This window comes from Rhizobium sp. ERR 1071, from assembly GCF_007828675.1.
GTDB classification, from domain to species: domain Bacteria; phylum Pseudomonadota; class Alphaproteobacteria; order Rhizobiales; family Rhizobiaceae; genus Rhizobium; species Rhizobium dioscoreae.
In genome coordinates this window covers 63,227-88,623 of sequence record NZ_VITM01000004.1, presented here as the reverse complement: position 1 = coordinate 88,623, position 25,397 = coordinate 63,227, and the positions used below count along the sequence as shown (strand labels likewise).

Sequence of the window (25,397 nt, the reverse complement as noted above, 5' to 3'; positions counted from 1 at the left end):
TCACGACTGAAACCCATGGCCAGCTGCGCGTGGCAATCGAAGATCATTCGCTCGCGGCAAGCTCGGGCGGCCTCTTTTCCCGCAGCGCCATGGCCGCCATCGCATAACCCCCGCTCGCCCCGTCGATGAAATGCATGTGGTCGCGCATCAGCGGGGTAGGCACGAAACAGGTCATCAACGCGCTATCCTGGCGATGCAGACCAAAACGGCAGACACCCTCCGCCTCGGCCTGACGCAAGCGCGCCTCGATACGCTCAAGATGCATGGCGTCGACATCGATCGTCATTTTCAGACCGTCGTCGAACTTGCGGAAATCGGAATTCGCTGCGAGATCACGCCGGTAGATCTTGACATCAAAGCTTCCAGCCCTCGCTCCGAACTTAGAGAGAACCCACAACAGAATGACCTGCGCGTCAATTGCAAGCTTTCGCCACCAGCGATTGGCCGGGGTGGCCAAAGCCCGCGCTTCGATATCGGCGCCACCGAAACTCAATGCCGGCGTCGGACCTTCGACCGGGACAGGGTGGCCGTCGCGGCTCTGCTCTGCAGAGATCGCGATGATATCGGCGACCAATTGCTGAAATTGCGGACCGTTTCCACCCTCGCCGGGAATGGCGATGATGGAGACGATCTCGCCATTTTGCGCCTTGATCGGGTTCCAACGACAGGAAAGGCCCGTGAGATCTGGCTCCTCCTTCTCCGGCTGGTCTTCGACGATGAAGCGTCCTGCCTTCATTTGTCGTTCCGCCCAGCTCGTGCCGCCGCCGGAAAACATGGCGTAGGAAACATGGTCGCTCGGGTTGAACCGCGCGACCTGCACGTCGAACCCTTCCCCGCGAATGGCGCTCATCGGCACCAAAGCCGTGCGCAGATCGAGTTGCAGCTCCTCCATCACCCAGCCTCGTACCGCCACAAGCGCCTGTCGCGCCTGCTCCGCGCCGGAAGGCGGGACGGCGACCAATGCACCATCCCCGCCGAAGGCGAAGGGATAGTCGCCTCGGTCCAAAGCGTTGAGTACGGCGGAAATCACGCTGGCGCCTGCCATATTGACCGATTTGTAATGTCCGGCGGCAATCGCCTTCGTGGAGCTGACGATATCGGCGATCGCAATCAGCCAGTCATCCGGTAGGGGCTGGTAATTGGCGCTGTCCGTCACGCCTTCGAAACGCGTGAAACCCGCAAGCTTATGGAAGAAATCATCATTGGATGGCTCGGCCATGATGTCCCCCTTCATTGAGCGCCGCGACAATCTATCCCTACAGCAAATGCGCCGAAAATCTAGCGGGTGGTCGACGCCGCAATACCCGCCGTGCTACGCCCACTGCGGGAGAGGCACAAGACGCCAAGGATACTTCAAATACGATGAGCCGCCTCGATAGTTTCATTCGCCGCCTCAGCGCGCAGCGCGATATCTTAAATACCGTTGCCAACGAGGTGAGAACGCTTGCCGGCCCCGTGCTGGAGCTCGGTCTTGGCAATGGCCGCACCTTCGATCACCTGCGCGAACTTTTTCCCGATCGCCGCATCATTGCCTTCGACCGGACGGTCAATGCCTACGGTCCTTCGATGCCATCGGCCGACGATCTTGTGCTCGGCGAAATCAGGGACACGGCGAAAACCTTCATCGGCGCCAATGCCTCGCTCGCCCATGCCGATATCGGCACCGGCTACGAAGACAAGGATGCAATAACATTGACCTGGCTGCCCGAGATCATGGCTGGGGTGCTGGCACCGGGCGGGCTTGCGGTCAGCGGCCTTCCTCTCGATCATCCAGATCTCGAGGCGCTGCCCCTGCCCTCGACCGTCAAGGACGGCCGCTATTTCATCTATCGGCGCAAATAGGCTCAGTGCAGAAACAGAACGTCGAACTGTTCGCCTTCGACCGGCAGTTCGACCACCTTCATGACCTGCTCGCCGTCTTCGAAGAACGCAAGACATTCGCTATAGTGTCCGGCGAGATCGGCGATGAAGTCTTTGGTCTGATCCTTGCCGTAGAAGGCCGGGGTGAATTCCATATAAAGCGGCACTTTGCAGGCCATCAGCGCACCCATCGAACGACAGGCAACCGGCTCATAGCCCTCGATGTCCATCCAGATCAGCCCGATATCGGCGGAATCGACGCCCGCCTGCAGGAGAATATCGCCGACCGGCTGGACAGGCACCGAGATCTTCTCGTCGGTCGCGCTCTGCCGCAATGCGCTGCTCTTGCCATGATTCTTGTGGTTGAGATAGAAATCGAGCTGCCCCTCGCGATCGCCGGCGGCGCAATTGACCGCCGTCACCATATTCTGCAGGCCATTGTCGGCGATATTGGCCTCCAGCAGGCGAAAATTGCGCGGATCCGGCTCAACGCTGACGATACGATCATAGGCGCCGCTCAAGGCAAAATAGCAGGTCTGCGTGCCGATATTGCCGCCGAGTTCCAGCAGCGCCGAGCCCTTGCGTAGTAAGCCGCGCTCGCGCAATACGCTCAGCAAGCGGTCGACATGGTCGCGCTCGAAATGCCCTTTGCGAAAAACCTTGCGGCCGATATAGTCGGCCGGCGAGAAACTGAGGACGTGATCCCCGCAATCGACCGTCATCATCTTGACGCGAGGCCCAATCGCACTGACGAGGATATCCCGGCCCAGCCTGGTGTCGAAGAAGCGCGTGGCGATCGCATCCCGCTTGCGGCGAAAAGCCCGTCTCCAGTATTTTTTTGTGAGAATCCTACGATCGAACATGAGCGCCATCTCTACACCGGCGCCATTGCATTGCAAACGGACAAGGTCGACGATGCCGCTACGCTCTGAAAATCAGGCAAAGTGGGCGCTCGCCTCTTTCGAAACGATGTAGACCCGCAAGGGCTCACCCCGGCCTCTGACGGCAATCTCCCGGCTTTCTGTGCCGGCAATATCTGCTTCCGAAAGCTGCGCCACCGGTTCTGAAAAGACGAGCGCGGTATTGAACTCCTTGGCGACGCTCTCAAGGCGGCTGGCGACGTTGACCGTATCGCCGATTGCCGTCACGTTCTTGACGGTGCCATACCCCATCGAGCCCACCACAGCGAGGCCGGTATGGATGCCGATGGCGATTTCGAGTGGGGCAGCCAGTTCATCAGCGAGCTCCGCACTGAGCTTGTCGATCTCGCGGATGATCGCCGCGGCGGCCTTCAATGCCTGGCGATTGGCCTCCTTCGGGGTCGTGCGAAGGCCGAAGAGCGCCATGGCGCCATCGCCGATGAACTTGTCCATCCGGCCACCATTTTCTTCGATGATACGGCCGACGATCGCGAAATAGCGGTTGAGCAGGAAGACGATGTCGAAAGGCAGCCGCGATTCCGTCAACGACGTGAAATGGCGCAGATCGCAGAAGAAGACGACGATCTCGCGCTCGCGGCCGGGACTTGCCGTTTGCGTGTAGACCGGAATCGTCGCCTCGGCCATCGGCGTCAGCAGCGGCACAACGCTGACGTTTCCGGTCGGACGCAGTTGACAGGCAAGCCTGACATCCGGCGTGGCGCCGATACGGTTCAGGGTCTTCTGCTCCAACGGCTCGGGCGGCGGCAGGTTTTCCGCTCCCTCGATGATTTGCACGCGGCAGGTGGAACATTGCCCCTTGCCGCCGCAGACCGAATAATGCGGGATACCGCCGAGACGGCTTGCCTCGAGCACGCTGAAGCCGCGCGGCGCGTGCACGACTTCCCCGCCCGCGTAACGAATGGCGACCTGATATTGCCGCTCTTTTAGCCTGCGCTGTGCCCGGAAGGCGAAAAGGGCGGCGATCGACAGGCTGAAGGCGCCATAGAATCCGGCGCGGTACGGCAACAAGTCTTCCGCCATTTTACTGCCAGGCGCCGAGCCTGACTCGCCAAAGCTTCGAACGTCGCTGTAATAGCCGCCGGGATAGCCGCGCTCATCCTCCTGGGCGACCTCATGTGCCACCGTCTTGCCCATTGCGGCAAAGCCGAGCAAAGCGAGGATCGGCAGAACAATGGCGAGCGACAGCATGACGGGCGCGATCACCATGTACCAGGGGCGGTAGCGCAGCCAGAAATGAACGCCGATACACCCATGAAGCCAAACGATCAGAAGGACGAGCGACTGGCGCACACCGTTGAATGGCGACGTCACCCACAGGCTGCGCACGATCGCCTTGTAGGTATCGTGATAGCCATAGACCTCATGAACGATGCGCGTCGCAACGATATGGTCGATCAGCAGGAGGGGGACCAATAGACCGGTAACGATCTGAAAAGCCTCGCCCGCGGGCATGACAAGCGTCCTGCGCTTGTAGAGCATTCGCAACACGAGCAGGATATGCAGGATCAGTGCCCCATAGAGCAGCACGGTTCCGACCGGATTGCGCCAAACCGCCATGAACCAATGCTGCGCACGTTCGGCCATGCCGAGCGAGATCAGACCGAGGGAATGGTTGGCCAGATGCATGATGACGAAAGCAAAAACGATCAGACCGGAGCCGAGACGGAGCTTTCGCACGAGGCGATCGGTTATGATTGGCTTTCTTGCCTCGATGGTCATCAAACCCAATGTATATTGCCCGTTCACAACAGATCCGAAAACGGCTATCGCCTATTTATCTACAGCGGCGCGCGTCATATATGACGCGCAAAAATCGCTGAAGCACTTTTAACCTGCTGCATAATTTTATCCTCAAATCGATTCCGATTTAAGGAATTATGCAGTAGCCGCAACACCGCATACTGTCGAGGATGCGGCTTTTTGAAGCAGGGACCTTATTGTCACGCAACCGGTCGGAATTCGGGCAATCCTCTCACGATTCGGGTTCCTGCCATCACTTAATCGTCAACTGTGCGACGACATCATGAAGATTGCCTTTTATGCTCCCTTGAAGTCGCCTGCCCATCCGGTCCCATCCGGCGACCGGCTGATGGCGCGCCAGATCATCGCAGCATTGAAGATGGCCGGGCATGAGGTCGAAGTCGCGTCCGAACTGCGCAGCTTCACGCTTACCCCGGAAGCCGACTCACGCGCGGAGATCGCCCGGCAGGCGGAGAGCGAGATGGGCCGACTGCGGGAGCAATGGCGGGACAAGGCGGCACCCGATCTGTGGTTCACCTATCATCCCTACTACAAGACACCCGATCTCATCGGTCCACGCGTCGCCAGGACGCTGGGCATTCCCTATGTGACGGCCGAGGCCTCCTACTCTCGCCGTCATGACGAGACCGGCTGGAGCGAGAACCAGCGCCTTATCGCCGATGCGGTAAGGCTTGCCGCCGTCAATCTGTGCTTTACCGAGCGGGACCGGCTTGGTTTGCTCGATGCGATCCCCGATGCCCGCTACGAGCGCTTCCTGCCCTTCATCGATACCGCACCCTTCGCCCGCTCGTCCTCCGATCCGCGACGGCTGATTACAGTGGCAATGCTACGGAAGGGCGACAAGTTTGACAGCTACGCCATGCTGGCGGGTGCGCTCGATCTTATCCGCGATCAGGATTGGATCCTGACCATCATTGGCGACGGGCCGATGCGGGCCGAGGCAAGGTCGTTGTTTTCCACATTCGGCGAAAGCCGCATCATCTGGCGCGGAGAGCGTTCCACCCCAGAGATCGCGCAAGAACTGGCGGCCGCCGGTCTTTATGTCTGGCCCGGCTGCAACGAAGCCTATGGCCTCGCCTATCTGGAGGCGCAGGCGGCGGGCCTGCCCGTCGTCGCGCAGGCAACGGCCGGCGTGCCGGAGGTGGTGATGGCGGACAAGACCGGACTTCTAACACCAGAGGGCGATATCGAGGCCTATGCCAGTGCCATCGCTCGACTTTTGAACGATCAGAACCTGCGGCAGACCATGGCAGACGCAGCCTATGACTTCGTGCATCAGGAGCGCTCGCTGACCGCCGCAGCGCGGCGGTTGGAAACCATTCTTCGAAACCATTTGGGAGACACCTATTATGAGCGATAGAGCCGATTGGCAGCCCGTGCGTGACGAACTGCGGCGATGGAGCGAGGCGGGACGGAAGGTGAAATTCTGGTTCCGCGACGACGACGCCATCGAGCCGACCCCTGCCCTCGACCGGCTTCTGTCGCTTGCCAATCGTTTCGACATGCCGATGGCTCTGGCGATCATTCCGGGACCGACGGGCGAGGCACTCGCCGAACGTCTGACGCGGGAAAGCCACATCACCGCCACGGTGCACGGCTGGACGCATCAAAACTATGCTCCTGACGAAACCAAAAAGCAGGAGCTCGGTCTGCATCGGCCGCAGTCGATCGTGCTCGACGAGCTGCACCGCGGCTTCGATAAGCTGAAGACCCTTTACCCACAACAGTTCGTGCCGCTGTTGGTCCCGCCGTGGAACCGGATCGATGATGCGCTGTTGCCACATCTCGCCCCCTTCGGCTATCGCGCCGTCTCCGTTTTCGGACTGGCAAAACAGGCCCCCATCGGCTTGATCAACACCCATATCGACATCATGAGATGGCACGGCGTACGTGGTGGTTTACCGCATGCCGAAGTAATCGGACGTCTCGTGGAAGAACTCCGGATCCGTTTCGACGGCCATGACGAACCGATCGGGGTGATGACGCACCATCTCGCCCATGACGATCTCGCCTGGAATTTCGTGGAGGCGCTGTTTGAGGAGACGGCCGACCATGCCGCCATCGAATGGCGGCCGGTCGGCGACTTCGTACATTAGTCGTTCAGCTACGCGCCGAGTTCCTGGGCGAGCCCGATGAGAAGTCCTTCAGGTCCGCGGATATAGCAGAGGCGATACGCGTCGCCATACTGGACGACTTCGCCGACGAGCTGCGTGCCACGCGCGCGAAGCCTTTCAAGGGTGTCGTCGATGTCGTCCACGGCAAACATGACGCGGAGATAACCCAAAGCGTTAACCGGGGCGTTGCGATGATCCGCGACGACGGCCGGCGCAAGGAAACGGGAGAGCTCGAGCCGGCTGTGGCCGTCCGGCGTGCGCATCATGGCAATTTCGACGCGCTGATCGCCTAGGCCGGTGATACGCCCGGCCCACTCTCCCTCAATCGTCGCCTGCCCTTCAAGCTCGAGGCCGAGTTCGCGAAAAAAATCAATCGCCCCTGCCAGGTTTTCGACGACGATTCCGACATTGTCCATTCGCTTGACGGCCATCTCTTCAACCTCCCGAAAGCCGTTTCAGTCAAAGGGTTGTTACCCCGTGTAATAACGGACACTTCTAGCCAAACGGTGTCTCAGAGCTGCAGCGATTGCCCGTCAAAGGCGAAGAACGCTTCGGGGAAGCTCTTCTGCGCATCGCGCTGCATGTCATCCAGTTCCCGGTCCGTCCGGCCGGGCGCATGATGGAACATGGCAAGCCGCTTGGCACCGGCCTTCTTCGCGAGCTTGATGCCCTCCTGCCATGTAGAATGGCCAAAACCGAGATATTTCTGCATCTCCGTTTCGAGATAGGTCGCATCGTAGATGGCAAGATCGGCATCCGCCATCAGCTCAAGCGCCGCCTCGTCGAGACGGCCCGCCACATGCTCGGTATCATAGACCATGGCGATCACTCGCCCCGACCACTCGATGCGATAGCCGATACAGCCGCCGGGATGGTTCAGCCTCGTCGTATGAATGACGATGCCGGGATGCGGCTTCAACGTGTCGCCGGCGGCAAAATCGCGGAAATTCATCGTCGCCCGACAGATGTCGGGTTCGACGGGGAACCATGGCGGCCGCATGAATTGGCCGATCAGCTGCCGCGTCGTCGTTTTGCCGGCCAGATGGCCCGACCAGAGATCGACGCTAACGCGCGGATCGTATATCGCGTTGAAGAAAGGCAGGCCGATGATGTGGTCATAGTGCGAATGGGTGAAGAAGAGATCGATGTTGCGGACCTCCTCCTTGGCAAGGGATGCCGCCGCTTCGCGCAAACCGGTCCCTGCGTCGAACAAGATATGCCTGCCGTCATGCCGTAACTCAATGCACGACGTGTTACCGCCGTACCGCTCAAATTCCGGTCCCGATACAGGGATGCTCCCCCGCACGCCCCAAAATTTCAGCTCAAAACTATCGTTGTTCATGGAAGTTTTTACACCATTCCCCTTTCGGTCAAAAAAAGCACACTTTTGCTATCGTGCGAAGCCAGCAATTTCTAAAAGTCGTGCAGTGGTAAAAACTGGATCTCATCGGTCAGCCGACACAGATCGTTGGGCGGATTGTCGCCAACGGATCGCACAGGCCTAATATAGGTATGAAATGGCAGAATAGATAAGAGGGGGAATTTGCGTGTGGTCCCGATGGGCTAATCTATATTAGACCACAACAAGATGCGAACCTGTGCGAGAGACTGAGAAGATTTGGCCGAGACTTGCGCGCGTCTATCCTAGAGCGTGGCGGCCGACCGCGCCGCCTGTTCGTAATAGCCGGACAATGCCCTTAGATGCGAAGCGATATCGGAGAGATCGTCTTGCGAGAGACCCGATACTTTCGTTGCCTCAACCAATAGCCGCTCGCGAATTTCGGTATAGCGCTTCAGCGCGTCCAAGCCCTTATCCGTCACCCGGATGGTCTTTTCCTTGCCGGCCTTGCCGCTCTTGACGAGGCCTGCCGCCTCGAGCTTCTTGATGGCGTAATTGGCAACATGCGTGTCTTCAATATCGAGGACGAGGCAGAGATCGGCGAGCGTCTTCGGCCGGTCGCGATGCCGCACGGAATGGATGATCAGGATCTCGATCGGTGAAAGACCGGGCACGCCGGCCGCTGCCATGCAGCGCACTAGCCAACGATTGAAGGCATGGGAAAAGAGGATCGACCCGTATTCCAGCTCCGACAAGGCTGGCGAGCTGCCGCCGGCAAGATGGGCCGATGATACGATCAACTCGCGTCGTTTGCTCTTTTCCTCGGACGTCACCTGAAAACTCCTTCGAACCGGATCAAGGCCCAGCAGATTCGACGGGCCGAGCGATCAAGGCCGCTCGACCCGGCATCACATTGCTATTCCTCCCGTTTTCCGTAGCCGCCGCCGGTGGGAGTGACGACCGTAAAGGCTTCGCCAGCTTCGAGCACGGTATGGGCCGAGCCGATCAGCTCTTCAATCCTGCCATCGTTGCGGCGGACATAATTGCGGCCAGTCTGTCCGGCTTCGCCGCCCTTGATGCCGAAGGGCGCCACACGCCGATGGCCCGACAGGATCGCGAATTCCAGCTTCTCACGCGTGCGGATCGTGCGCTGCGTGCCGTTGCCGGAGTTCCATTTGCCGCGCCCGCCCGAATTCGGACGAATATGGAAATCCTCCAGCACGACGGGGAACCGCGTCTCAAGGATTTCGGGATCGGTGAGGCGCGAGTTGGTCATGTGCGTATGCACAGCATCGGCGCCGTTGAAGCCCGGTCCTGCCGGCGCGCCGGAGCAGATCGTCTCGTAATATTGATAGGCATCGTTGCCGAAGGTCAGATTGTTCATCGTGCCTTGGGCTGCGGCAAGCGCCTCGACCGCGCCGAACAGGCAGTTGGTCACGGCCTGACTGACCTCGACATTGCCGGCAACGACGGCAGCCGGATATTTCGGCGTCAGCATCGTGCCTTCGGGGATGATGATCCGGATCGGCCGGAGGCAGCCGGCATTCATCGGAATATCCGCCTCGACGAGAACGCGGAAGACATAGAGGACGGCAGCGCGCGTGACGGGCTGCGGCGCATTGAAATTGTCGGGGCGCTGCGCCGATGTGCCGGTGAAATCGACCGTCGCCTCGCGCTTGTCCTTGTCGATCGAAATCTTGACGACGATCTTGCAGCCCTGATCCATCTCATAGCTGAATTCGCCGTCCGACAGACGATCGAGGACACGCCGCACGCTTTCCGCCGCGTTGTCCTGAACATGGCCCATATAGGCATCGACGACATCTTCGCCGAAGAGCGCGATCATCTTCTTCAGCTCGGCGACGCCCTTTTCATTGGCGGCAACCTGGGCCTTGAGGTCATTGATATTCTGCGCCAGCGTGCGCACAGGATAGCGGGCACCCGTCAGCAGCTTGGTAAGCTCCACCTCGCAGAACCGGCCCCGATCAAGCAGCTTGAAATTGTCGATATAGACGCCTTCCTCCTCGATATGGGTGGCAAGCGGCGACATCGATCCCGGCGAGATACCGCCGATATCGGCGTGATGGCCGCGGCTGGCAACCCAGAAGCGGATCTTCTGACCGGCATCATCGAAGACAGGGGTGCAGACGGTGAGGTCAGGCAGATGCGTGCCGCCATTATAGGGCGCATTGATCAGGAAGACATCGCCCGGATGAATGACGGCATTTTCGCGGATCGCGGTCGCAACGGAGGCATCCATTGAGCCGAGATGAACCGGCATATGCGGCGCATTGGCGACCAGATTGCCTTCGGCATCGAAGACGGCGCAGGAGAAATCCAGCCGCTCCTTGATATTGACCGAATAGGCGGTGTTCTGCAGCGTCATACCCATCTGCTCGGCGATCGACATGAAGAGATTGTTGAAGATCTCCAGCATGACGGGGTCGGCCTTGGTGCCGATGGCATTGCGCTCGGGCAGCGCCTTGATGCGCTTGAGAACGATATGATCCTTTGTGGTCAGCTGCGCCTGCCAGCCATCCTCGATGACGATCGTCTGGTTCGGCTCGATGATGATGGCCGGGCCGGTGACAGTCTGGCCCGGCTTGATCGCCTCACGCAGGACGACGGCCGCATCGTGACTTTCGCCGTTTGAGTAGAAGGCGGTGCGCCTTGCAGCTTGCGCCTCACCCTCGGCCGCCGCTTCAAGCTCGACTGCGATATCGGCAGCAGCACCGCCGATCGTTTCGATCTCGACGGCTTCCACGACCAGAGGCTTGTCCTCGGCAACGAAACCGAAGCGGCGCTTGTGCAGCGTTTCGAACTGGCTGCGCAGCCGCGCGGGATCGTCGATTTCGGGGAAAGTCGTCTCGACCGCCAACAAGGTATCGGTGCCGGCATAGCGGATATGGGCGCGCTGGACCGTCTTGATGTCGCCCGTTGCGACGCCCTGGGCTTCCAACTCGGGCACGCATTCGCCGCGCAATTCGCTACCGAGCGCTGCAATGGCGACGGGTGCGGCATCATCAAGCGAAACGCCGAGCGCTTTCTGGCGCGTTGCCCTGATATCGGCAAGGCCCATACCATAGGCCGAGAGAAGACCGGACATCGGATGCAGAAGGATGCTCTTCATGCCGAGCGCGTCGGCAACCAGGCAGGCATGCTGCCCGCCGGCGCCGCCGAAGCAGTTGAGCGCATAACGCGTCACGTCATAGCCGCGCTGTACCGAGATTTTCTTGATCGCCTCGACCATATTGGCAACGGCGATGCGGATGAAGCCGTCGGCGACGTCTTCCGGGCTGCGGCCATCGCCGATTTCGGCTGCGAGTGCGGCGAACTTGGACCGCACCGTCTCGACATCGAGCGGCTGGTCCTGATTGGGTCCGAAAATGGAGGGGAAGAATTCCGGCAGCAGCTTGCCGGCCATGACATTGGCGTCGGTGACGGCCAGCGGACCGCCATTGCGATAGCAGGCCGGACCCGGAAAGGCGCCGGCCGAATCCGGGCCGACGCGGAAGCGATCGCCATCGAAATGCAGGATCGAGCCGCCACCGGCGGCCACGGTATGGATCAGCATCATCGGCGCACGGACGCGTACGCCGGCCACTTCCGTCTCGAAGGCGCGTTCATATTCGCCGTCGAAGTGCGCCACATCCGTGGAGGTGCCGCCCATGTCGAAGCCGATAACATTGGCAAAGCCCGCCTGCTCACCGGTCTTCGCAAGGCCGACAACGCCACCGGCGGGGCCTGAGAGAATGGCATCCTTGCCCTGGAACATGTCTGCCGCCGTCAGCCCGCCCGACGACATCATGAACATGACGCGCGCGCCGGTCCGCTCGACATCGAGCTCATCACAGACCTGGCGGATATAGCGTCCGAGAACCGGCGAGAGATAAGCGTCGATCACAGCCGTATCGCCGCGGCCGACGAGCTTGATCAGCGGCGAAACCTCATGGCTGACCGAGACCTGCTCGAAGCCGATCGACCTTGCGATCCGGGCAACGGCCGCCTCATGCGCCGGAAATTTATAGGCATGCATGAAGACGATGGCGACGGAGCGATAACCTTTGGCGAGAAGGTCACGCAGCGCCATTTCGGCGGCCTTTTCGTCCAGAGCCAATTCGACGGTACCGTCGGCAAGCACGCGCTCTTCGATCTCGACGACATCTTCATAGAGCGCTTCCGGTTTGACGATCTCGGTCGCGAAGATTTTCTTGCGTTCCTGGTAGCCGATGCGCAGCGCGTCACGGAAACCCTTTGTCGTTACCAGAGCGAGGCGCTCGCCTTTGCGCTCGAGCAGAGCATTGGTGGCGACCGTCGTGCCCATGCGGACCTCGCCGATTGCACCTTCGGGAACCGGCTCACCTTTGCCAAGACCAAGATGCAGGCGGATGCCGTGAACGGCTGCGTCGCGGTAAGCCTCCGGATTTTCAGAGAGGACCTTGCGGGCGTGGAGAGCGCCGGACGGATCGCGCCCGACAACGTCGGTAAAGGTGCCGCCGCGGTCGATCCAGAAATCCCAACGACCCGAAATATTCTCCGACAAACCCGCCTCCAGCAGAACGACACCAACAACGATGATAATATATCGATAAATCGTCAACGTTTTGTCGTCAACATAAATCGCCGATAGCGGCGCGTTTCACCACTAGTATGTCGAGTCGGCCAAGAGGCAAGCGAGGGCAAAGTCGCGATCAGCCAGACCAGATAGGCTGGCGGCGCAACCGTTCCCGGAGCGATGAACCGTCATGAAATGCAAGGGCGCGAGGCCGCTGTAAAAGGTGCTAGTGCAGGCCACCAACGCCGAGCAGGCGTTCAACCGCGTGATGATCCGCGGCCAGCGCCTCGGGTGTACCCTTCCAGGCCAGCCGGCCGCGCTCCAGAATAATGACATCGCTGGCAAAATCCAATGCGCTCTGGATGCGCTGCTCCACCAGCAGGATCGTCATGTCGCCCGCCTTGGCGAGCTTGGTAAAGGCCGCCATCAGTTCCTCGCAGATGACGGGGGCAAGCCCCTCCAGCGGCTCGTCCAGAAGCAGGACTGAGGGCCGGCCGAGGATGGTGCGGGCCGTCGACAGCATCTGCTGCTCGCCGCCGGAAAGCTGGCCGCCGAGGTTTCTGCGGCGCTCCTGCAGGCGTGGAAACATGTCATAGGCTTCCTGCAGGGCGGCCTTCGGCCGCCCCTTCAGCCCGACGGACAGATTTTCCTCCACCGTCAGCGTCGGAAAGACGTCACGCGTCTGCGGCACATAGCCGAGGCCCTGATGAGCGCGGCGTGCGCTCGGTAAGCCGGCGATATCGGCCGAGCCGAGCCGGATGCGGCCATCATAGCGCCGGGTCTGCCCGGCGAGCGTGGCCAGCAGCGTGCTCTTGCCCATGCCATTGCGGCCGAGCACGGCGAGCCGTCCGCCTGCCGGCACGGAAAAGGAGACGCCTTCCAGCACCCGTGTCGGACCATAACCGGCCGACAGATTTTCGACTTCAAGCGGCGTGGCCGGCATTGGCGTAGCTCCCCAGATAGGCTTCGCGCACCCGCGCATCCTGCGTCACGTCTTTCGGTGATCCGTCGAATATGATCGTGCCGGCCGCAAGCACCACGACGCGCTTGGCAAAACGGAAAACGAGGTCCATGTCATGCTCGATCATCAGCACGGCGAGATCGGCAGGCAGATCGGCCAGCGCCTGCTCGATGCGGCCGGTGTCGCTCTGCGGCACGCCGGCGGCGGGCTCGTCCAGCAAAAGCACCTTCGGCTTCAGCGCCATGGCAACGGCAATTTCCAATAGCCGCTGCTGGCCATAGGCAATCTCGCTGACTTTGCGATGCGCAAGCGCGCTGAGGCCGAGCGTTCCGAGTAGTTCCTCCGTTTCGGCCATGACATCGCGCATGGAGAGGAAGTTACCGAACATGCGACCGGAGCGACCCGTCCGCTGCAGCACCGCCATGCCGACATGCTCGGCCGGCGTCATATCCTGAAACAGCCGCGTCACCTGGAACGAGCGCACCAGCCCGCGTCGCACACGACCGATGGCATCGACCTTGTTGACGTTCTGACCGGCAATGCGGACTTCACCGGAATCCGCCTGCAGATTGCCCGTCACGAGATTGACGAAGCTGGTCTTGCCGGCGCCGTTCGGGCCAATGAGAGCGACGCGGTCGCCCGGCGCCATCGACAGGCTGACATTGTTCGTCACCGTCAGCCCGCCGAACGCCTTCTTCAGATTGCTGACTTCGAAAATCACGCTCATGCCCGCGCCTCCCTACGACGGGCCACATAGGCAGCCGCCGTGCCGTAAATACCCTTGGGCGCGAAGAGAACAACGAGGATGAGAAGCCCGCCGACGATCGTCAGCCAATGGAAGGGGTTGGCGGCGGAGACATAATCCTCGAAAAGCATGAAGATCAGCGTGCCGACGAGCGCACCAAACAGCGATCCGGTGCCACCGAGCACGAGCATGACCAGAGCCTCGGCCGATTGTGTGAAGGAGAGACTGTCGAGACCGACGACCTGCGTAGAGATCGCATTCAGCGCACCGCCGATGCCGGCAACAGCACCGGAAATGACATACATCTTGATGAGAGCTACTTTCGGCGAGGCACCCATAGCGCGGATGCGCAAGGGATCCTGCCGGATGCCGCGGCAGAGCATGCCGAAGGGCGAACGCACGAGAAAGCGCAAAAGCACGAGCACGATCAGCAACAGTGCCACGCCATAGAAGTAGGCCGTGTGCCCATAGAGATCGAATTCGAAAACACCGAACAGCGGATCAGCTGAAATACCCGACAGGCCGTCGCTGCCGCCTGTCCAGCTCGACGCCTTGTTGGCGAATTCGTGGAAGAGATAGATCAGCGCAATCGAGAGCACGAGCTGCGGCAGGCCATGAGCTCTCAAAATGACAATGGAGCAAATCAACCCGGCAGCCGCGCCGCCGGCGATGCCGGCAAGCGTCATCAGCAAGGGATCGTTGATGCCGTAATGGGCTGACGCAATGCCGGCTGCATAGGCACCCGCGCCGAACAACGCCGCATGGCCGAGAGTCGCCACGCCGCAATAGCCGGTGACAAGATCGAGCGATAGGACGAGAAGCGCGATCGCGATCAGTCGGGTGAGAAGAGCGAGATTATCCGGAAACAGCAGGTAGCCGGCGGCAGCCAGCAGGACGATGACCGCCACCGCGATAAAATCCTGTCCAAGTGTGCGATGTCTGGTCACGATCGAAGCGGCCTCTCTTTCAAGCGTCAGCGCCATGTTACTTCATTCTCCCGGCAAAGCCGCGCGGGAAGACGCAGACAATGGCAATGACGGCCAGATAGAAAAAGAATTCCCCATATTCCGGCATGAGGTAGCGGCCAGTCGTATCGATGCAGCCAAGAATGAGGCAGGCGAGCAGCGCACCGGAGATCGAGCCCGCGCCGCCGACCGAGACGACAACCAAGAAGGTCACCATGTAGCGCAGGGCATAATAGGGCTCGACCGGCAGAAGCTCCGCACCCACCACGCCACCGAAGGCGGCCAGCCCGACGGCAATGGCGAAGCTGACCGCATAAACGATTTCCGTCCTGACGCCGAGAGCGGCCGCCATCGCGGCATTATCGACGGAGGCACGCAGCTTGACGCCGAAGGAGGTCTTCTCGATCGTGTACCACAAGGCCAAGGCGACGATGAGACCGCAGGTGATTGCGAAAATGCGATGCGTGCCAATGGTGCGGAAGCCAAGATCGACGGAGCCCTGCAGACTGCCCGGCAAGGGGATGGTTTTCAAGGTTGGGCCGAAGACATAATTGGCAATGCCGATGATGCAGAAGGTGATGCCGATCGTCATCAGCACCTGCGTCAATTCAGGCGCGCCATAGATGCGCCGATAAAGCAACCGTTCGATCGGGATGGAGATGATGACGGTGCCGACGACCGCCAGCAATACGGCGGCGCCATAACCAAGCCCTAGATCGCGCGCCGCATAGGAAGCGATATAGCCGCCGATCATGGCAAAGGCGCCGTGGGCCAGATTGACGACGCGCATCAGCCCCATGGTGACGGAAAGGCCGATGGAGATGACGAACAGCACCATGCCGTAAGCGAGGGCATCGACTGCTATGCTGAGCACGGTTTGCATTGATATCGCTGGTCCGGTTTGTGTAGCGCGGCCGCTGCCATCACACGCCTGAGGATGTCTACACTCAGGCGCATGAAGTTTTGGCGCAACTTACTTCGCAGCGGCAAGGCCGGGATCGCCCTGCTTCTCGAAGGTCTGGATTTCCTTGTTGTAGTACTTGCCGTCATCGCCCTTGGCGACCTCGCGCAAATAGATGTTCTGCGTGATATGTCGGCTTTCGGGATCGATAGTAACGGGACCGCGCGGGCTGACCCAGGACAGGCCCTTCACGGCATCGACCGCCTTCTGCGCATCCTGCTTGCCGCCGGTCGCCTCGATCATCTTGTAGATGACATGCATACCATCGAAGGCGCCCACGGCCGGGAAGGTCAGCTCGGCCGGATTGCCGATCGCCTTGTCGGCGGCTGCGACAAAAGCCTTGTTTTCGGGCGAGTCATGCGAAATCGCGTAATGGAAGGTCGTCTGCATGCCGAGCGCGGCATCACCAAGCGCCGGCAGATCGGACTCCTGTGTCAGGTCGCCCGGCGCAAAGAGCTTGATGCCGGCGGACTTCAGGCCATTCTCATTATAGGCCTTGACGAAGCCGAGCGTAGTCGGGCCGGAGGGCAGGAAGGCGAAGACGCCCTGCGCGCCGGAATCCTTGATGCGCTGCATGATCGGGCTGAAGTCATTGGTCGAGAGCGGCATGCGGATCGCCTGCACCACTTCGCCACCCTGCTTTTCGAAGCCGGCCTTGAACGCGTTTTCGGCATCGACGCCCGGACCGTAGTCGCTGACGACGGAGATGACCTTCTTCACGCCGGCATCGTAGGCAACCTTGGCGATCGGCGTCGAGGTCTGCCAAGTGGTGAAGGACGTGCGTACGACGAGCGGGCTCTTGGTGACGATTACCGAAGTGGCAGCGTTGAAGATCACCATCGGCACATTGGCCTGCTTGAGGATCGGCGTCACGGCCATCGCATCCGGCGTGAAGTAGAACCCGGCGAGATACTGGACCTTCTCCTTGACGACGAGCTCCTGGGCGAGCGACTTCGATTGGGCGGGATCGGCCTGCGGCACGTCGCGATAGATCACCTCCACCTCATCATTGCCGACCTTCTTGCCATTGACGGCCATATAGGCATCGATGCCAGCCTTGAAATTCTTGCCCTGCAGCGCGAACGGACCCGAAAACGGACCGATGACGCCGACCTTGATAGTATCGGCATAGGCAGCACCGCCAAGAGCAACGGCCGCAATGGCGGCCAAGACAAACCGTTTCATTTTCTCTCCTCCCGGCAGCCGTCTTTTTGAGCTGCCCTTGATCATTCAAATTCTGATCATCGCCAATTTCTCATGAGAAATGGTGATGTAAAATGAAATAAAACCTTGCTTCCATACCGATTCAGTTATGGATGCGACGAATATCCTACTCAGCCGTCGTTCCCAAGCGCTTGATCGAACCGACCAGTTGCAACGCGTGGCGCAATGAAGCTGCCGTTGCCACCACCATAGGCGGCAATAGCAGCCATTCCAATGTCCAGGCGGCGCCAGAGCGCTCCTGCTCGTGTACCAGCGACTGGTGAATGCCGGAAAGCTGGACGGCATTGAAGCGAGCTAGCGTGACAAGCGTTTCAGCCGCGACCGGATTTTGCTTGTGCGGCATGGCGGAGGAGCCGCCGCCGCCGGCGAGTTCGATCTCGTCGCCCGCCTGCGCCAGAAGTGCCACGTCCTGGCCGATCTTGCCAAGGCTGCCCGAGATCATGGAGAGCAACCCCGCCAGCTCGGCAATGCGCGCCCTTTGGCTCTGCCATTGCGGCTCGTCCGTAAGCCCAAGCGCCTGCGCCAGCGCGCTCCTTACTTCGGCTGCCTTCTCGCCGATTTTTTCGAGCGTGCCCGCCGCGCCGCCGAACTGCAGCGGGAAGCTTTCCTGCGTCAGCCGATCGCGATACTGATCGAGCGGATGCTGCCACGCCCGCAGCCGATCGGACACGGTGATTGCGATCGCGGCCTGCATCCGGGTGCGGCCCATGAGCCGGTTCGAACCGAAACGCTCATCCAGTTTGGTAAGCGCGGACGATACCGCGAAAAGACGACCAATCAGGACAAAAGCGGCCGCCTTCAGACGTAGCATCAGGCTGGTGTCGATGACATCCTGGCTGGTGGCGCCGAAATGGACATGCTTGCCTGCATCCTCACCGACCGCCTCGCGCAACTGCCGAACAAGATCGGGTACGACGACGCCATCGGACGCCGTTGCCGTCTTCAGGCTTGGCAGGTCAGGCTCGAAAGTCGTGCAGACCTCCGCGATCCGTCCAGCCACCTCCTGCGGGATCAAACCATGCTGCGCCTCGACCTTGGCAAGTGCCGCTTCGAAAGAGAGCATGGCGCGGATATCAGCCTCGGCGGAAAAATATGCCGCCATCTCCTCGTCACCGAGAAGACCAGACAGAAAAGGGTGGTCGAAGGGAGAAACGCTCATGGCCTATATATCGAGGAAAACCGTCTCTTTGTCGCCCTGCAAATAGATATCGAACGTGTAGACGGAACCTTCCTTGTGGGCGATCAGCGTTGCCGCACGATCCTTATGTTCGATCCGTTGCAGCAAGGGATCCTCGGCGTTGGCGGCGGCCTCTTCGGGGAAGTACATGCGCGTGTGCAGGCCGATATTGATGCCGCGTGCCACGATCCAGACGGTGATGTGCGGCGCCATCTTGCGGCCGTCCTTGAAGGGAACACGGCCCGGCTTGATGGTCTCGAAACGGAAGACGCCGTCGGTCGAGCTGGTTGGGCAACGCCCCCAGCCGGTAAAATTCGGATCAGCCGTGCCGCGCAGCTCCGAGGGGCTGTTGTAGAGCCCGGCACTGTCGGCCTGCCAGATTTCGAGAACAGCATCCTTGACCGGCGCTCCCGCGCCATCGAGAACCCTGCCCGTCACGGTGATACGCTCGCCGAGCGTCTTGTCGTTCAACATGACGGAGCCAAGGTCGGTTTCGTAGACACCGCCGATCTCGCTATAGTTCGGCGTCAGACCGATATGGACGTAAGGCCCTGCCGTCTGCGACGGCGTTTCCTTGAGATAACCGAGATCCTGTACCATCAATTGCCCTCCAGCCGGTTTTCGAACAAGGTCGACCGGCGACCACGCAGCACGATGTCGAATTTATAGGCGCGGGCATCCATCGGGATCGTATTGCCCCAGTCGAGCGGTGCGATCAGCTGCTCGATCGCCTGTTTGTCGGGGATCGTGCCGACGATCGGACATTTCCAGATCATTGGATCGCCCTCGAAATACATCTGCGTGATCAGCCGCTGCGCAAAGCCATGGCCGAAGACGGAGAAGTGGATATGCGCAGGGCGCCAGTCGTTGACGCCGTTCGGCCAGGGATAGGCGCCGGGGCGGATGGTGCGGAAGGCATAGCGGCCTTCATCATCGGTGATGGCGCGGCCGCACCCACCGAAATTCGGATCGATGGCCGCGAGATAGGTTTCCTTCTTGTGGCGATAACGGCCGCCGGCATTGGCCTGCCAGAACTCGAGCAGGACGCCCGGCACCGGCCGGCCGCGCTCATCGAGCACGCGGCCATGGACAATAATCCGCTCGCCGATAGCGCTCTCGCCCGGCTTGGCAAAATTATGGATCAGGTCGTTATCGAGCTCGTTCAATATGGAATGGCCGAAGACCGGCCCGGTGATCTCCGAGATCGTGCCGTCAAGCGACAGCAATGCGCGCTGCGGCGAGCGCAATACGGACGTCTTATAGCCGGGCGCGAGGGCCGGCGGATGCCAGGCGCGGTCTCTCGCGAAAAAGGCGCCCGTTTCGGGCTTGCTGTTGCTTCTATCGGACATGTCTGCCTCGCTTCATGCCGCCTGTTCGGCGTCCATCTGTTCGAAAACCTGCTTGGCGATCTTGATCGCGTGGTTTGCCGCCGGCACGCCGGCATAGATCGCCACATGCAGAAGCGCCTCGCAGATATCGTCGCGCGTCGCGCCGGTGTTGCGCGTGGCGCGCACATGCATTGCCACCTCGTCATCCTGGCCGAGTGCCGCCAGAAGCGCGATCGTCACGATGGAGCGCTCGCGACGGCTGAGCGTCGGGCGCGACCAGACGTGCCCCCAGGCCGCTTCGGTGATCAGCTCCTGGAAAGGCTTGTCAAACTCTGTCACGCCCTGTTGCGCGCGATCGACATGCTCGTCGCCCAGGACTGCGCGGCGCGTTCCCATGCCCTGCAGATAACGCTCGGACGGCGCGGTGGGATCATTCATCAGGCTTGTTCTCCACGCAGGACGACATCGATGAAGGCACGGATGACTTCGGTCAACGCCTCGGGTTGTTCGACGCAGGGGATGTGGCCCGCGTCTTTGATAACTTCATAACGCGCATTCGAAATAAGCTTTGCCGTCGAAAGCACCAGCTCCGGCGGCGTCGAGCCGTCCTGATCGCCGACGATGCAGATGGTTGGCACGGCGATCTTTGCCGCGGCTTCGGTCAGATCGGCATCGCGAAGGGCCGCGCAGGTAGCGGCATAGCCCGCAACCGGCTGGCGGATCAGCATGTTGCAATAGCCGGCATAGGCGAGGTTTTCCAGACGACGGAAGGCGGGCGTGAACCAGCGCTCCATGATGGAATCGACGATGGATTCGATACCATCAGCCTCGACCTTGGCGATGCGGGCATTCCAGCTCTCGGTCGTGCCGATCTTGGGGGCAGTATCGCAGAGGATCAGCGCCCGTACCAGGTCCGGTCGCCGCTGATAGAGCGACTGCGCGATCAGCCCGCCGACCGACAGGCCGCAAACGATCGCATTTTTGACCGAGAGAAAATCGAGCAGGCCGGCGAGGTCGGTCGCATGGTCCTCAATGGTATAGGGCATCTGGCCGAGATCGGAGAGACCATGGCCGCGTTTGTCGTAAAGCACGATGGCGAAATCGCCGGCGAGCCGCACGATCACATCCCGCCAGATCCGGAAATCGGTGCCGAGCGAATTGGCAAAGACAAGAACCGGCTTGTCGGCGGGGCCGCCAATGATCTGGTAATGGATCGTGACGTCGTTGATGCGGGCAAACTGCACTGGAAATCTCCTCGGGTGCGAGATTGGATGTATAATCTGGTTAGGTAAAATGATATTTCTTTGCTCTACGATAACTCCGGGGTTATGGGTGAGCATGCTCGACGCACGCATCAAGTTCCGCCATCTGCAGACCTTTGTCGAGGTTGCGCGCCAGAAAAGCGTGATCAAGGCGGCTGGCCTGCTGAATATCAGCCAGCCGGCGGTGACGAAGACCATCCGCGAGCTGGAAGAAGCGCTTGGTGTCGCCGTCTTCGAGCGCGACGGGCGCGGCATCCGCATCACCCGCTACGGCGAAGTCTTCCTTCGCCATGCCGGTGCCGCATTGACAGCACTCCGACAAGGGCTGGATTCCGTCTCGCAGGAGCGCTCCGGCGAAGCGCCGCCGATCCGCGTCGGCGCATTGCCGACGGTTTCGACGCGGATCATGCCGCGGGCAATGGACCTGTTTCTCAAGGAAGAGACCTGGAGCCGCATCAAGATCGTGACCGGCGAAAACGCGGTCCTTCTGGAGCAGTTGCGCATCGGCGATCTCGATCTGGTCGTCGGCCGATTGGCAAGCCCCGACAAAATGACCGGCTTTTCCTTCGAGCACCTCTACTCCGAACAGGTCGTCTTCGCCGTCAGGGCCGGCCATCCGCTTCTGTCCGACAGGCAGTCGCTATTTTCCGATCTCAATCGCTATACAGTCCTGATGCCGACGCGCGGCTCGATCATCCGACCCTTCGTCGAGAGCTTTCTGATCGCCAACGGCGCCGGCGGGCTGCCCAACCAGATCGAGACCGTCTCCGATTCCTTCGGCCGCGCCTTCGTGCGCTCGAGCGACGCTATCTGGATCATCTCGGCCGGCGTCGTTGCCGGCGATGTCGAGGACGGACTATTAGCACTTCTGCCGATCGATACCAGCGAGACGAAGGGGCCGGTGGGCTTGACCATGCGCACCGACGCCATCCCCACCCTTCCCTTGTCGATCCTGATGCAGACCATCCGGCAAGCGGCAAGCGAGATCGCCAAGAAGCTCTAAAAGCTCGCTCAGAACGGCAGGCCGACATAATTCTCGGCGAGCGCGGTCGACGCGGCACGCGAATGGGTGAGATAGTCGAGTTCGGCTTCCTGGATTTTCTGGTCGAAATCGCTGGTATCGGGAAAGCGATGCATCATCGTTGTCATCCACCAGGAGAAGCGCACCGCCTTCCAGACCCGGGCGAGCGCATGAGCCGAGTAGGCATCCAATCCGGTATTGGAGCGATCCTGATAATGCTCGACAAGACCCGAAAACAGGTAATGCACGTCGCTTGCCGCCAGATTGAGCCCTTTGGCACCGGTCGGCGGCACGATATGGGCCGCATCGCCAACCAGGAAGAGGCGGCCAAAACGCATGGGCTCGGCCACGAAGGAGCGCAGCGGCGCGATCGATTTCTCGAAGGGTGGTGCGGTCACCAGCGCCTCGGCATGATGGGCCGGCAATCGACGGCGCAGCTCGTCCCAGAAGCGATCGTCGCTCCAGTCCTCGACCTTCTCGTCGAGCGGACATTGGATGTAATAGCGGCTGCGCGTCATCGACCGCATCGAGCAGAGCGCAAAACCACGGGGATGGTTGGCATAGATCAGCTCGTGATTGACGGGCGCTACTTCCGCCAGCACGCCGAGCCAGCCGAAGGGATAGACCTTCTCGAAGCTGCGGACTGCCTTTTCCGGAACCGATTTGCGGCTGACGCCATGAAAGCCGTCGCAGCCGGCAATGAAATCGCAATCAATGCGATGGGAAACGCCGTCTTTCTCATAGGTCAGATAGGGCATATCGCCATCGAACCCGTGCGCCTGGACGTTGGCAGCGCTGTAGATGGTTAGAGCGCCGCTTTCCTCGCGGCGGGCCATCAGGTCGCGGGTCATCTCCGTCTGTCCATAGATGACGACCCGCTTGCCGCCGGTGAGGCCATGAAGGTCGATACGATGATCACGGCCGTCGAAGGCGAGCGAGAAGCCGTCATGCGGCAAGCCCTCGGCATACAGCCGCGCGCTGGATTTTGCCTCGTCCAGCAATCGGACGGTGCCTTCCTCCAGCACGCCGGCGCGCACGCGGCCGAGAATATAATCCTTGCCGACCCGATCGAGAATGATGTTGTCGATGCCGGCCTCCGTCAGCAGCTGGCCGAGCAAAAGCCCGGACGGCCCCGAACCGATAATGGCGACTTGAGTGCGCATCGTCTCCTCCCATGCGTATTTCTTGCCTCAAGTCTCTTCGGCGCGAGGTAAGTCCGCAATGGACATTTCGGTCACGAAATTGCACAAATCGAACATGGTAAGCGAGGAGTGCCATGACGAAGAATGTGCCGACCTATGAGCTCTATGGCGAAAATACCGGTCGCAAGCCCGATTTCTGGCTACATTGCGAGACGATCTCCTCTCGCAGCAGCCTCCATCACTGGGAAATCCGTCCACACCGGCATGAGAGCTTCTTTCAGATCTTGTACATAGATGCCGGATCCGGCGACGCAATCTTCGACGGAATTTCCCACGCCATTACGCCACCCGCCGTGATTACTATTCCGCCACGCCTCAATCACGGCTTCCGGTTTTCGCGAGACATAGAGGGCTTCGTCATCACGGTGCTGATCTCGCATCTGAAGGCCTCGCCTGGCGATCGCAGCAGGCTCGGGACATGGCTTGCCGATCCGCATCTGACCTTGCTCGACACCCGCAACGAAGATGCCGCGCACGTCGCCAGCACGCTGAAACGTCTGGGCGAAGAATTCGCAAGCCACCGCAGCGGCCGCAACGACCTGCTGGAGGCCTATCTGACCGCGGCCTTGCTGTTGACGGCGCGGATCGCCCAAAACGCCGACGACGGGTCGAACCCAGGCGACGAGAGCGAGCGCCGTATGGAGATGCTGCAGGGCCTCATCCAGCGCCACCTCCGTTCGCACAAGCCGGCCGCCTTCTATGCGGAAAGCCTTGGCATCTCGCCGGCCCATCTCAGCCGCATCGTGCGTGGCAGAACCGGGCATGGCGCGCACGAGCTGATCACACGCAAGCTGCTGGATGAGGCCAAGCGCGAGCTGGTCTTCACCTTCGCGACCGTTCAGGAAATCAGCTATCGCCTCGGCTTTGCCGACCCCGCCTATTTCTCCCGCTTCTTCGTCAAGCAGACCGGCCAGACGCCGCGCGCCTGGCGCATCGAGGAGAGGGAGAGGTTGGGAATGTGAACAGAAATCAATCGGGTAATCACCCGCCCTCGTGGTTCGAGACGGCCTTACAGGCCTCCTCACCATGAGGGCTAATCCTCTCACTTCGCCAAAAAGAGGCTCCAAAGCATATCGAGCGTCGGGCATGCTCCATCCTCATCCTGAGGTGCGCAGCCGAAGGCGGAGCCTCGAAGGACGAGGATGGCCCCGAAAATACACAAAAGCTACGGCAGCACTAGCCGCAGTGCCTTCTGCGTCTCTTTCAGCAGCGACAGAAAGCGCTCGGCCATGTCGGAAGCCGCGACATAGGCGGCCGGTGCGCCGATATTGATCGCCGCCACAGTCTGGCCACGGTCGTTTTCGACCGGCACGGCAATCGAGCACAGCCCGATCTCCAGTTCCTGGTCGATAACGGCGTAGCCCTGTTCCCTCACCCGGCGGAATTCCGCCATCAGCTCCTCCGGATCGGTCCTGGTATTGGGCGTGTTCGCCTTGAGGTCGGTTCGCCCAAGCACGGAGCGCGCCTCGCTTTCCGGCAAAGCGGCCAGCAGAACGCGGCCCATCGAGGCGCAGAAGGCCGGAAGCCGGCTGCCCGGCGTCAAGTTGATCGACATCACCCGGCGCTGCGAGGCGCGGGCGATGTAGACGACCTCCGTGCCGTCGAGCACCGAGGCTGACGCATTCTGCCCGGCGCGCTCAGCAAGCTGATCGAGATGGGGCTGGATGATCGTCGGCAGCGGCGTCGCGGCCAGATAGGCGTGGCCGAGCCTCAGGATCTTCGGCGTCAGCGTGAAGAATTTGCCGTCATAAGTGGCATAGCCGAGTTCGGAGAGCGTCAGCAACGAACGGCGCACGGTGGCGCGATCGAGGCCGGTCAGCTTCGATGCTTCGGCAATCGTCAGGCGCTGCTGCGTCTCGCCGAAGGCTTCGATGACTTTCAATCCCTTGGCAAAGCCGCTGACGAAATCCGTTTCGCGCATCTCTGATCCCCGATTTTGGCGGCATTTTGTGCGATATATGAACAAATGTCAAATATCGCA

At 60.7% G+C, this 25,397-nt stretch carries 24 protein-coding genes; 5 read left to right on the top strand and 19 right to left on the bottom strand.

The window, feature by feature from the left end:
• Nucleotides 1-43: 43 nt before the first annotated feature.
• The gene (locus FBZ99_RS15220; protein ID WP_113351042.1) at nucleotides 44-1,219 is read right to left on the bottom strand and encodes a DUF3095 domain-containing protein; all 1,176 of its coding nucleotides are present in this window, start codon (nucleotides 1,217-1,219) and stop codon (nucleotides 44-46) included.
• Between the two features lie 143 nt (nucleotides 1,220-1,362).
• Here FBZ99_RS15220 and FBZ99_RS15215 point away from each other — a divergent pair, with 143 nt between their 5' ends.
• Nucleotides 1,363-1,842, top strand: coding sequence for a class I SAM-dependent methyltransferase (locus FBZ99_RS15215; RefSeq protein ID WP_113329599.1), 480 nt, complete (start codon nucleotides 1,363-1,365; stop codon nucleotides 1,840-1,842).
• Between the two features lie 2 nt (nucleotides 1,843-1,844).
• Here FBZ99_RS15215 and FBZ99_RS15210 read toward each other — a convergent pair whose 3' ends face one another.
• Nucleotides 1,845-2,723: an FkbM family methyltransferase gene (locus tag FBZ99_RS15210; RefSeq protein ID WP_113350631.1), complete on the bottom strand. Its 879-nt coding sequence runs from the start codon at nucleotides 2,721-2,723 to the stop codon at nucleotides 1,845-1,847.
• A 72-nt stretch (nucleotides 2,724-2,795) separates the two neighbouring features.
• The gene (locus FBZ99_RS15205; protein WP_113395014.1) at nucleotides 2,796-4,520 is read right to left on the bottom strand and encodes an adenylate/guanylate cyclase domain-containing protein; all 1,725 of its coding nucleotides are present in this window, start codon (nucleotides 4,518-4,520) and stop codon (nucleotides 2,796-2,798) included.
• 304 nt (nucleotides 4,521-4,824) lie between these two features.
• On the opposite strand from FBZ99_RS15205, the gene FBZ99_RS15200 reads away from it, so the two are divergent.
• Both FBZ99_RS15200 and FBZ99_RS15195 read left to right on the top strand, forming a co-directional pair.
• On the top strand, nucleotides 4,825-5,922 hold the full coding sequence (locus FBZ99_RS15200; RefSeq protein ID WP_113350633.1) for a glycosyltransferase family 4 protein: 1,098 nt from the start codon (nucleotides 4,825-4,827) through the stop codon (nucleotides 5,920-5,922).
• Nucleotides 5,912-6,658, top strand: coding sequence for a polysaccharide deacetylase family protein (locus tag FBZ99_RS15195; protein ID WP_113350634.1), 747 nt, complete (start codon nucleotides 5,912-5,914; stop codon nucleotides 6,656-6,658). The genes FBZ99_RS15200 and FBZ99_RS15195 overlap by 11 nt, the downstream gene beginning before the upstream one ends.
• An 8-nt stretch (nucleotides 6,659-6,666) precedes the next feature.
• Here FBZ99_RS15195 and FBZ99_RS15190 read toward each other — a convergent pair whose 3' ends face one another.
• The 14 genes from FBZ99_RS15190 to pcaD form a co-directional block, all read right to left on the bottom strand.
• Complete coding sequence (locus tag FBZ99_RS15190; protein WP_113350635.1) at nucleotides 6,667-7,107, bottom strand: VOC family protein; 441 nt, start codon at nucleotides 7,105-7,107, stop codon at nucleotides 6,667-6,669.
• Nucleotides 7,108-7,187: 80 nt separating this feature from the next.
• Nucleotides 7,188-8,018, bottom strand: coding sequence for an MBL fold metallo-hydrolase (locus FBZ99_RS15185; protein WP_113350636.1), 831 nt, complete (start codon nucleotides 8,016-8,018; stop codon nucleotides 7,188-7,190).
• A gap of 302 nt (nucleotides 8,019-8,320) precedes the next feature.
• Nucleotides 8,321-8,848, bottom strand: a complete 528-nt coding sequence (locus FBZ99_RS15180; protein ID WP_069610284.1) for a winged helix DNA-binding protein — start codon at nucleotides 8,846-8,848, stop codon at nucleotides 8,321-8,323.
• Nucleotides 8,849-8,931: 83 nt separating this feature from the next.
• Nucleotides 8,932-12,558 (bottom strand): hydantoinase B/oxoprolinase family protein, encoded by a 3,627-nt coding sequence (locus FBZ99_RS15175; RefSeq protein ID WP_113351043.1) that lies wholly within the window; start codon nucleotides 12,556-12,558, stop codon nucleotides 8,932-8,934.
• A 238-nt stretch (nucleotides 12,559-12,796) separates the two neighbouring features.
• Nucleotides 12,797-13,513, bottom strand: a complete 717-nt coding sequence (locus tag FBZ99_RS15170; protein WP_113350637.1) for an ABC transporter ATP-binding protein — start codon at nucleotides 13,511-13,513, stop codon at nucleotides 12,797-12,799.
• Nucleotides 13,494-14,258 carry an ABC transporter ATP-binding protein gene (locus FBZ99_RS15165; protein WP_113350638.1) on the bottom strand — a complete coding sequence of 255 codons (765 nt, stop codon included), beginning with the start codon at nucleotides 14,256-14,258 and terminating at the stop codon, nucleotides 13,494-13,496. Before FBZ99_RS15165 ends, FBZ99_RS15170 begins: the two co-directional genes overlap by 20 nt.
• A complete protein-coding gene (locus tag FBZ99_RS15160) occupies nucleotides 14,255-15,259 on the bottom strand; it encodes a branched-chain amino acid ABC transporter permease (RefSeq protein ID WP_113350639.1) in 1,005 nt (334 codons plus the stop codon). Before FBZ99_RS15160 ends, FBZ99_RS15165 begins: the two co-directional genes overlap by 4 nt.
• Nucleotide 15,260: 1 nt before the next feature.
• Nucleotides 15,261-16,124: a branched-chain amino acid ABC transporter permease gene (locus FBZ99_RS15155; protein ID WP_113350640.1), complete on the bottom strand. Its 864-nt coding sequence runs from the start codon at nucleotides 16,122-16,124 to the stop codon at nucleotides 15,261-15,263.
• A gap of 90 nt (nucleotides 16,125-16,214) precedes the next feature.
• Nucleotides 16,215-17,387, bottom strand: coding sequence for an ABC transporter substrate-binding protein (locus tag FBZ99_RS15150; RefSeq protein WP_113350641.1), 1,173 nt, complete (start codon nucleotides 17,385-17,387; stop codon nucleotides 16,215-16,217).
• Nucleotides 17,388-17,532: 145 nt separating this feature from the next.
• Nucleotides 17,533-18,585 carry a 3-carboxy-cis,cis-muconate cycloisomerase gene (locus FBZ99_RS15145; protein WP_113350642.1) on the bottom strand — a complete coding sequence of 351 codons (1,053 nt, stop codon included), beginning with the start codon at nucleotides 18,583-18,585 and terminating at the stop codon, nucleotides 17,533-17,535.
• A 3-nt stretch (nucleotides 18,586-18,588) separates the two neighbouring features.
• The gene (gene pcaG, locus FBZ99_RS15140; RefSeq protein ID WP_113350643.1) at nucleotides 18,589-19,203 is read right to left on the bottom strand and encodes a protocatechuate 3,4-dioxygenase subunit alpha; all 615 of its coding nucleotides are present in this window, start codon (nucleotides 19,201-19,203) and stop codon (nucleotides 18,589-18,591) included.
• A complete protein-coding gene (gene pcaH, locus FBZ99_RS15135) occupies nucleotides 19,203-19,952 on the bottom strand; it encodes a protocatechuate 3,4-dioxygenase subunit beta (protein WP_113350644.1) in 750 nt (249 codons plus the stop codon). Before pcaH ends, pcaG begins: the two co-directional genes overlap by 1 nt.
• 12 nt (nucleotides 19,953-19,964) lie before the next feature.
• Nucleotides 19,965-20,369, bottom strand: a complete 405-nt coding sequence (pcaC, locus tag FBZ99_RS15130; RefSeq protein WP_113350645.1) for a 4-carboxymuconolactone decarboxylase — start codon at nucleotides 20,367-20,369, stop codon at nucleotides 19,965-19,967.
• Nucleotides 20,369-21,175, bottom strand: a complete 807-nt coding sequence (pcaD, locus tag FBZ99_RS15125; RefSeq protein WP_113350646.1) for a 3-oxoadipate enol-lactonase — start codon at nucleotides 21,173-21,175, stop codon at nucleotides 20,369-20,371. The genes pcaC and pcaD overlap by 1 nt, the downstream gene beginning before the upstream one ends.
• A gap of 94 nt (nucleotides 21,176-21,269) precedes the next feature.
• Here pcaD and pcaQ point away from each other — a divergent pair, with 94 nt between their 5' ends.
• The gene (gene pcaQ, locus FBZ99_RS15120; RefSeq protein WP_113350647.1) at nucleotides 21,270-22,196 is read left to right on the top strand and encodes a pca operon transcription factor PcaQ; all 927 of its coding nucleotides are present in this window, start codon (nucleotides 21,270-21,272) and stop codon (nucleotides 22,194-22,196) included.
• A gap of 8 nt (nucleotides 22,197-22,204) precedes the next feature.
• Here pcaQ and pobA read toward each other — a convergent pair whose 3' ends face one another.
• Nucleotides 22,205-23,377 (bottom strand): 4-hydroxybenzoate 3-monooxygenase, encoded by a 1,173-nt coding sequence (gene pobA, locus FBZ99_RS15115; RefSeq protein ID WP_113350648.1) that lies wholly within the window; start codon nucleotides 23,375-23,377, stop codon nucleotides 22,205-22,207.
• Between the two features lie 113 nt (nucleotides 23,378-23,490).
• Here pobA and FBZ99_RS15110 point away from each other — a divergent pair, with 113 nt between their 5' ends.
• On the top strand, nucleotides 23,491-24,378 hold the full coding sequence (locus FBZ99_RS15110) for a helix-turn-helix domain-containing protein (protein WP_145633955.1): 888 nt from the start codon (nucleotides 23,491-23,493) through the stop codon (nucleotides 24,376-24,378).
• Nucleotides 24,379-24,581: 203 nt separating this feature from the next.
• Here FBZ99_RS15110 and FBZ99_RS15105 read toward each other — a convergent pair whose 3' ends face one another.
• Entirely contained in the window at nucleotides 24,582-25,337 is a 756-nt protein-coding gene (locus FBZ99_RS15105) for an IclR family transcriptional regulator (RefSeq protein ID WP_113329580.1), read from the bottom strand.
• Nucleotides 25,338-25,397: the final 60 nt, after the last annotated feature.

What these genes read in the sequence shown, in the direction of transcription:
- FBZ99_RS15220 (WP_113351042.1), bottom strand. Translation starts at nt 1,219, where the DNA reads ATGGCCGAGCCATCCAATGATGATTTCTTCCATAAGCTTGCGGGTTTC.
- FBZ99_RS15215 (WP_113329599.1), top strand. Translation starts at nt 1,363, where the DNA reads ATGAGCCGCCTCGATAGTTTCATTCGCCGCCTCAGCGCGCAGCGCGAT.
- FBZ99_RS15210 (WP_113350631.1), bottom strand. Translation starts at nt 2,723, where the DNA reads ATGTTCGATCGTAGGATTCTCACAAAAAAATACTGGAGACGGGCTTTT.
- FBZ99_RS15205 (WP_113395014.1), bottom strand. Translation starts at nt 4,520, where the DNA reads ATGACCATCGAGGCAAGAAAGCCAATCATAACCGATCGCCTCGTGCGA.
- FBZ99_RS15200 (WP_113350633.1), top strand. Translation starts at nt 4,825, where the DNA reads ATGAAGATTGCCTTTTATGCTCCCTTGAAGTCGCCTGCCCATCCGGTC.
- FBZ99_RS15195 (WP_113350634.1), top strand. Translation starts at nt 5,912, where the DNA reads ATGAGCGATAGAGCCGATTGGCAGCCCGTGCGTGACGAACTGCGGCGA.
- FBZ99_RS15190 (WP_113350635.1), bottom strand. Translation starts at nt 7,107, where the DNA reads ATGGCCGTCAAGCGAATGGACAATGTCGGAATCGTCGTCGAAAACCTG.
- FBZ99_RS15185 (WP_113350636.1), bottom strand. Translation starts at nt 8,018, where the DNA reads ATGAACAACGATAGTTTTGAGCTGAAATTTTGGGGCGTGCGGGGGAGC.
- FBZ99_RS15170 (WP_113350637.1), bottom strand. Translation starts at nt 13,513, where the DNA reads ATGCCGGCCACGCCGCTTGAAGTCGAAAATCTGTCGGCCGGTTATGGT.
- FBZ99_RS15165 (WP_113350638.1), bottom strand. Translation starts at nt 14,258, where the DNA reads ATGAGCGTGATTTTCGAAGTCAGCAATCTGAAGAAGGCGTTCGGCGGG.
- FBZ99_RS15160 (WP_113350639.1), bottom strand. Translation starts at nt 15,259, where the DNA reads ATGGCGCTGACGCTTGAAAGAGAGGCCGCTTCGATCGTGACCAGACAT.
- FBZ99_RS15155 (WP_113350640.1), bottom strand. Translation starts at nt 16,124, where the DNA reads ATGCAAACCGTGCTCAGCATAGCAGTCGATGCCCTCGCTTACGGCATG.
- FBZ99_RS15150 (WP_113350641.1), bottom strand. Translation starts at nt 17,387, where the DNA reads ATGAAACGGTTTGTCTTGGCCGCCATTGCGGCCGTTGCTCTTGGCGGT.
- FBZ99_RS15145 (WP_113350642.1), bottom strand. Translation starts at nt 18,585, where the DNA reads ATGAGCGTTTCTCCCTTCGACCACCCTTTTCTGTCTGGTCTTCTCGGT.
- pcaG (WP_113350643.1), bottom strand. Translation starts at nt 19,203, where the DNA reads ATGGTACAGGATCTCGGTTATCTCAAGGAAACGCCGTCGCAGACGGCA.
- pcaH (WP_113350644.1), bottom strand. Translation starts at nt 19,952, where the DNA reads ATGTCCGATAGAAGCAACAGCAAGCCCGAAACGGGCGCCTTTTTCGCG.
- pcaC (WP_113350645.1), bottom strand. Translation starts at nt 20,369, where the DNA reads ATGAATGATCCCACCGCGCCGTCCGAGCGTTATCTGCAGGGCATGGGA.
- pcaQ (WP_113350647.1), top strand. Translation starts at nt 21,270, where the DNA reads ATGCTCGACGCACGCATCAAGTTCCGCCATCTGCAGACCTTTGTCGAG.
- pobA (WP_113350648.1), bottom strand. Translation starts at nt 23,377, where the DNA reads ATGCGCACTCAAGTCGCCATTATCGGTTCGGGGCCGTCCGGGCTTTTG.
- FBZ99_RS15110 (WP_145633955.1), top strand. Translation starts at nt 23,491, where the DNA reads ATGACGAAGAATGTGCCGACCTATGAGCTCTATGGCGAAAATACCGGT.
- FBZ99_RS15105 (WP_113329580.1), bottom strand. Translation starts at nt 25,337, where the DNA reads ATGCGCGAAACGGATTTCGTCAGCGGCTTTGCCAAGGGATTGAAAGTC.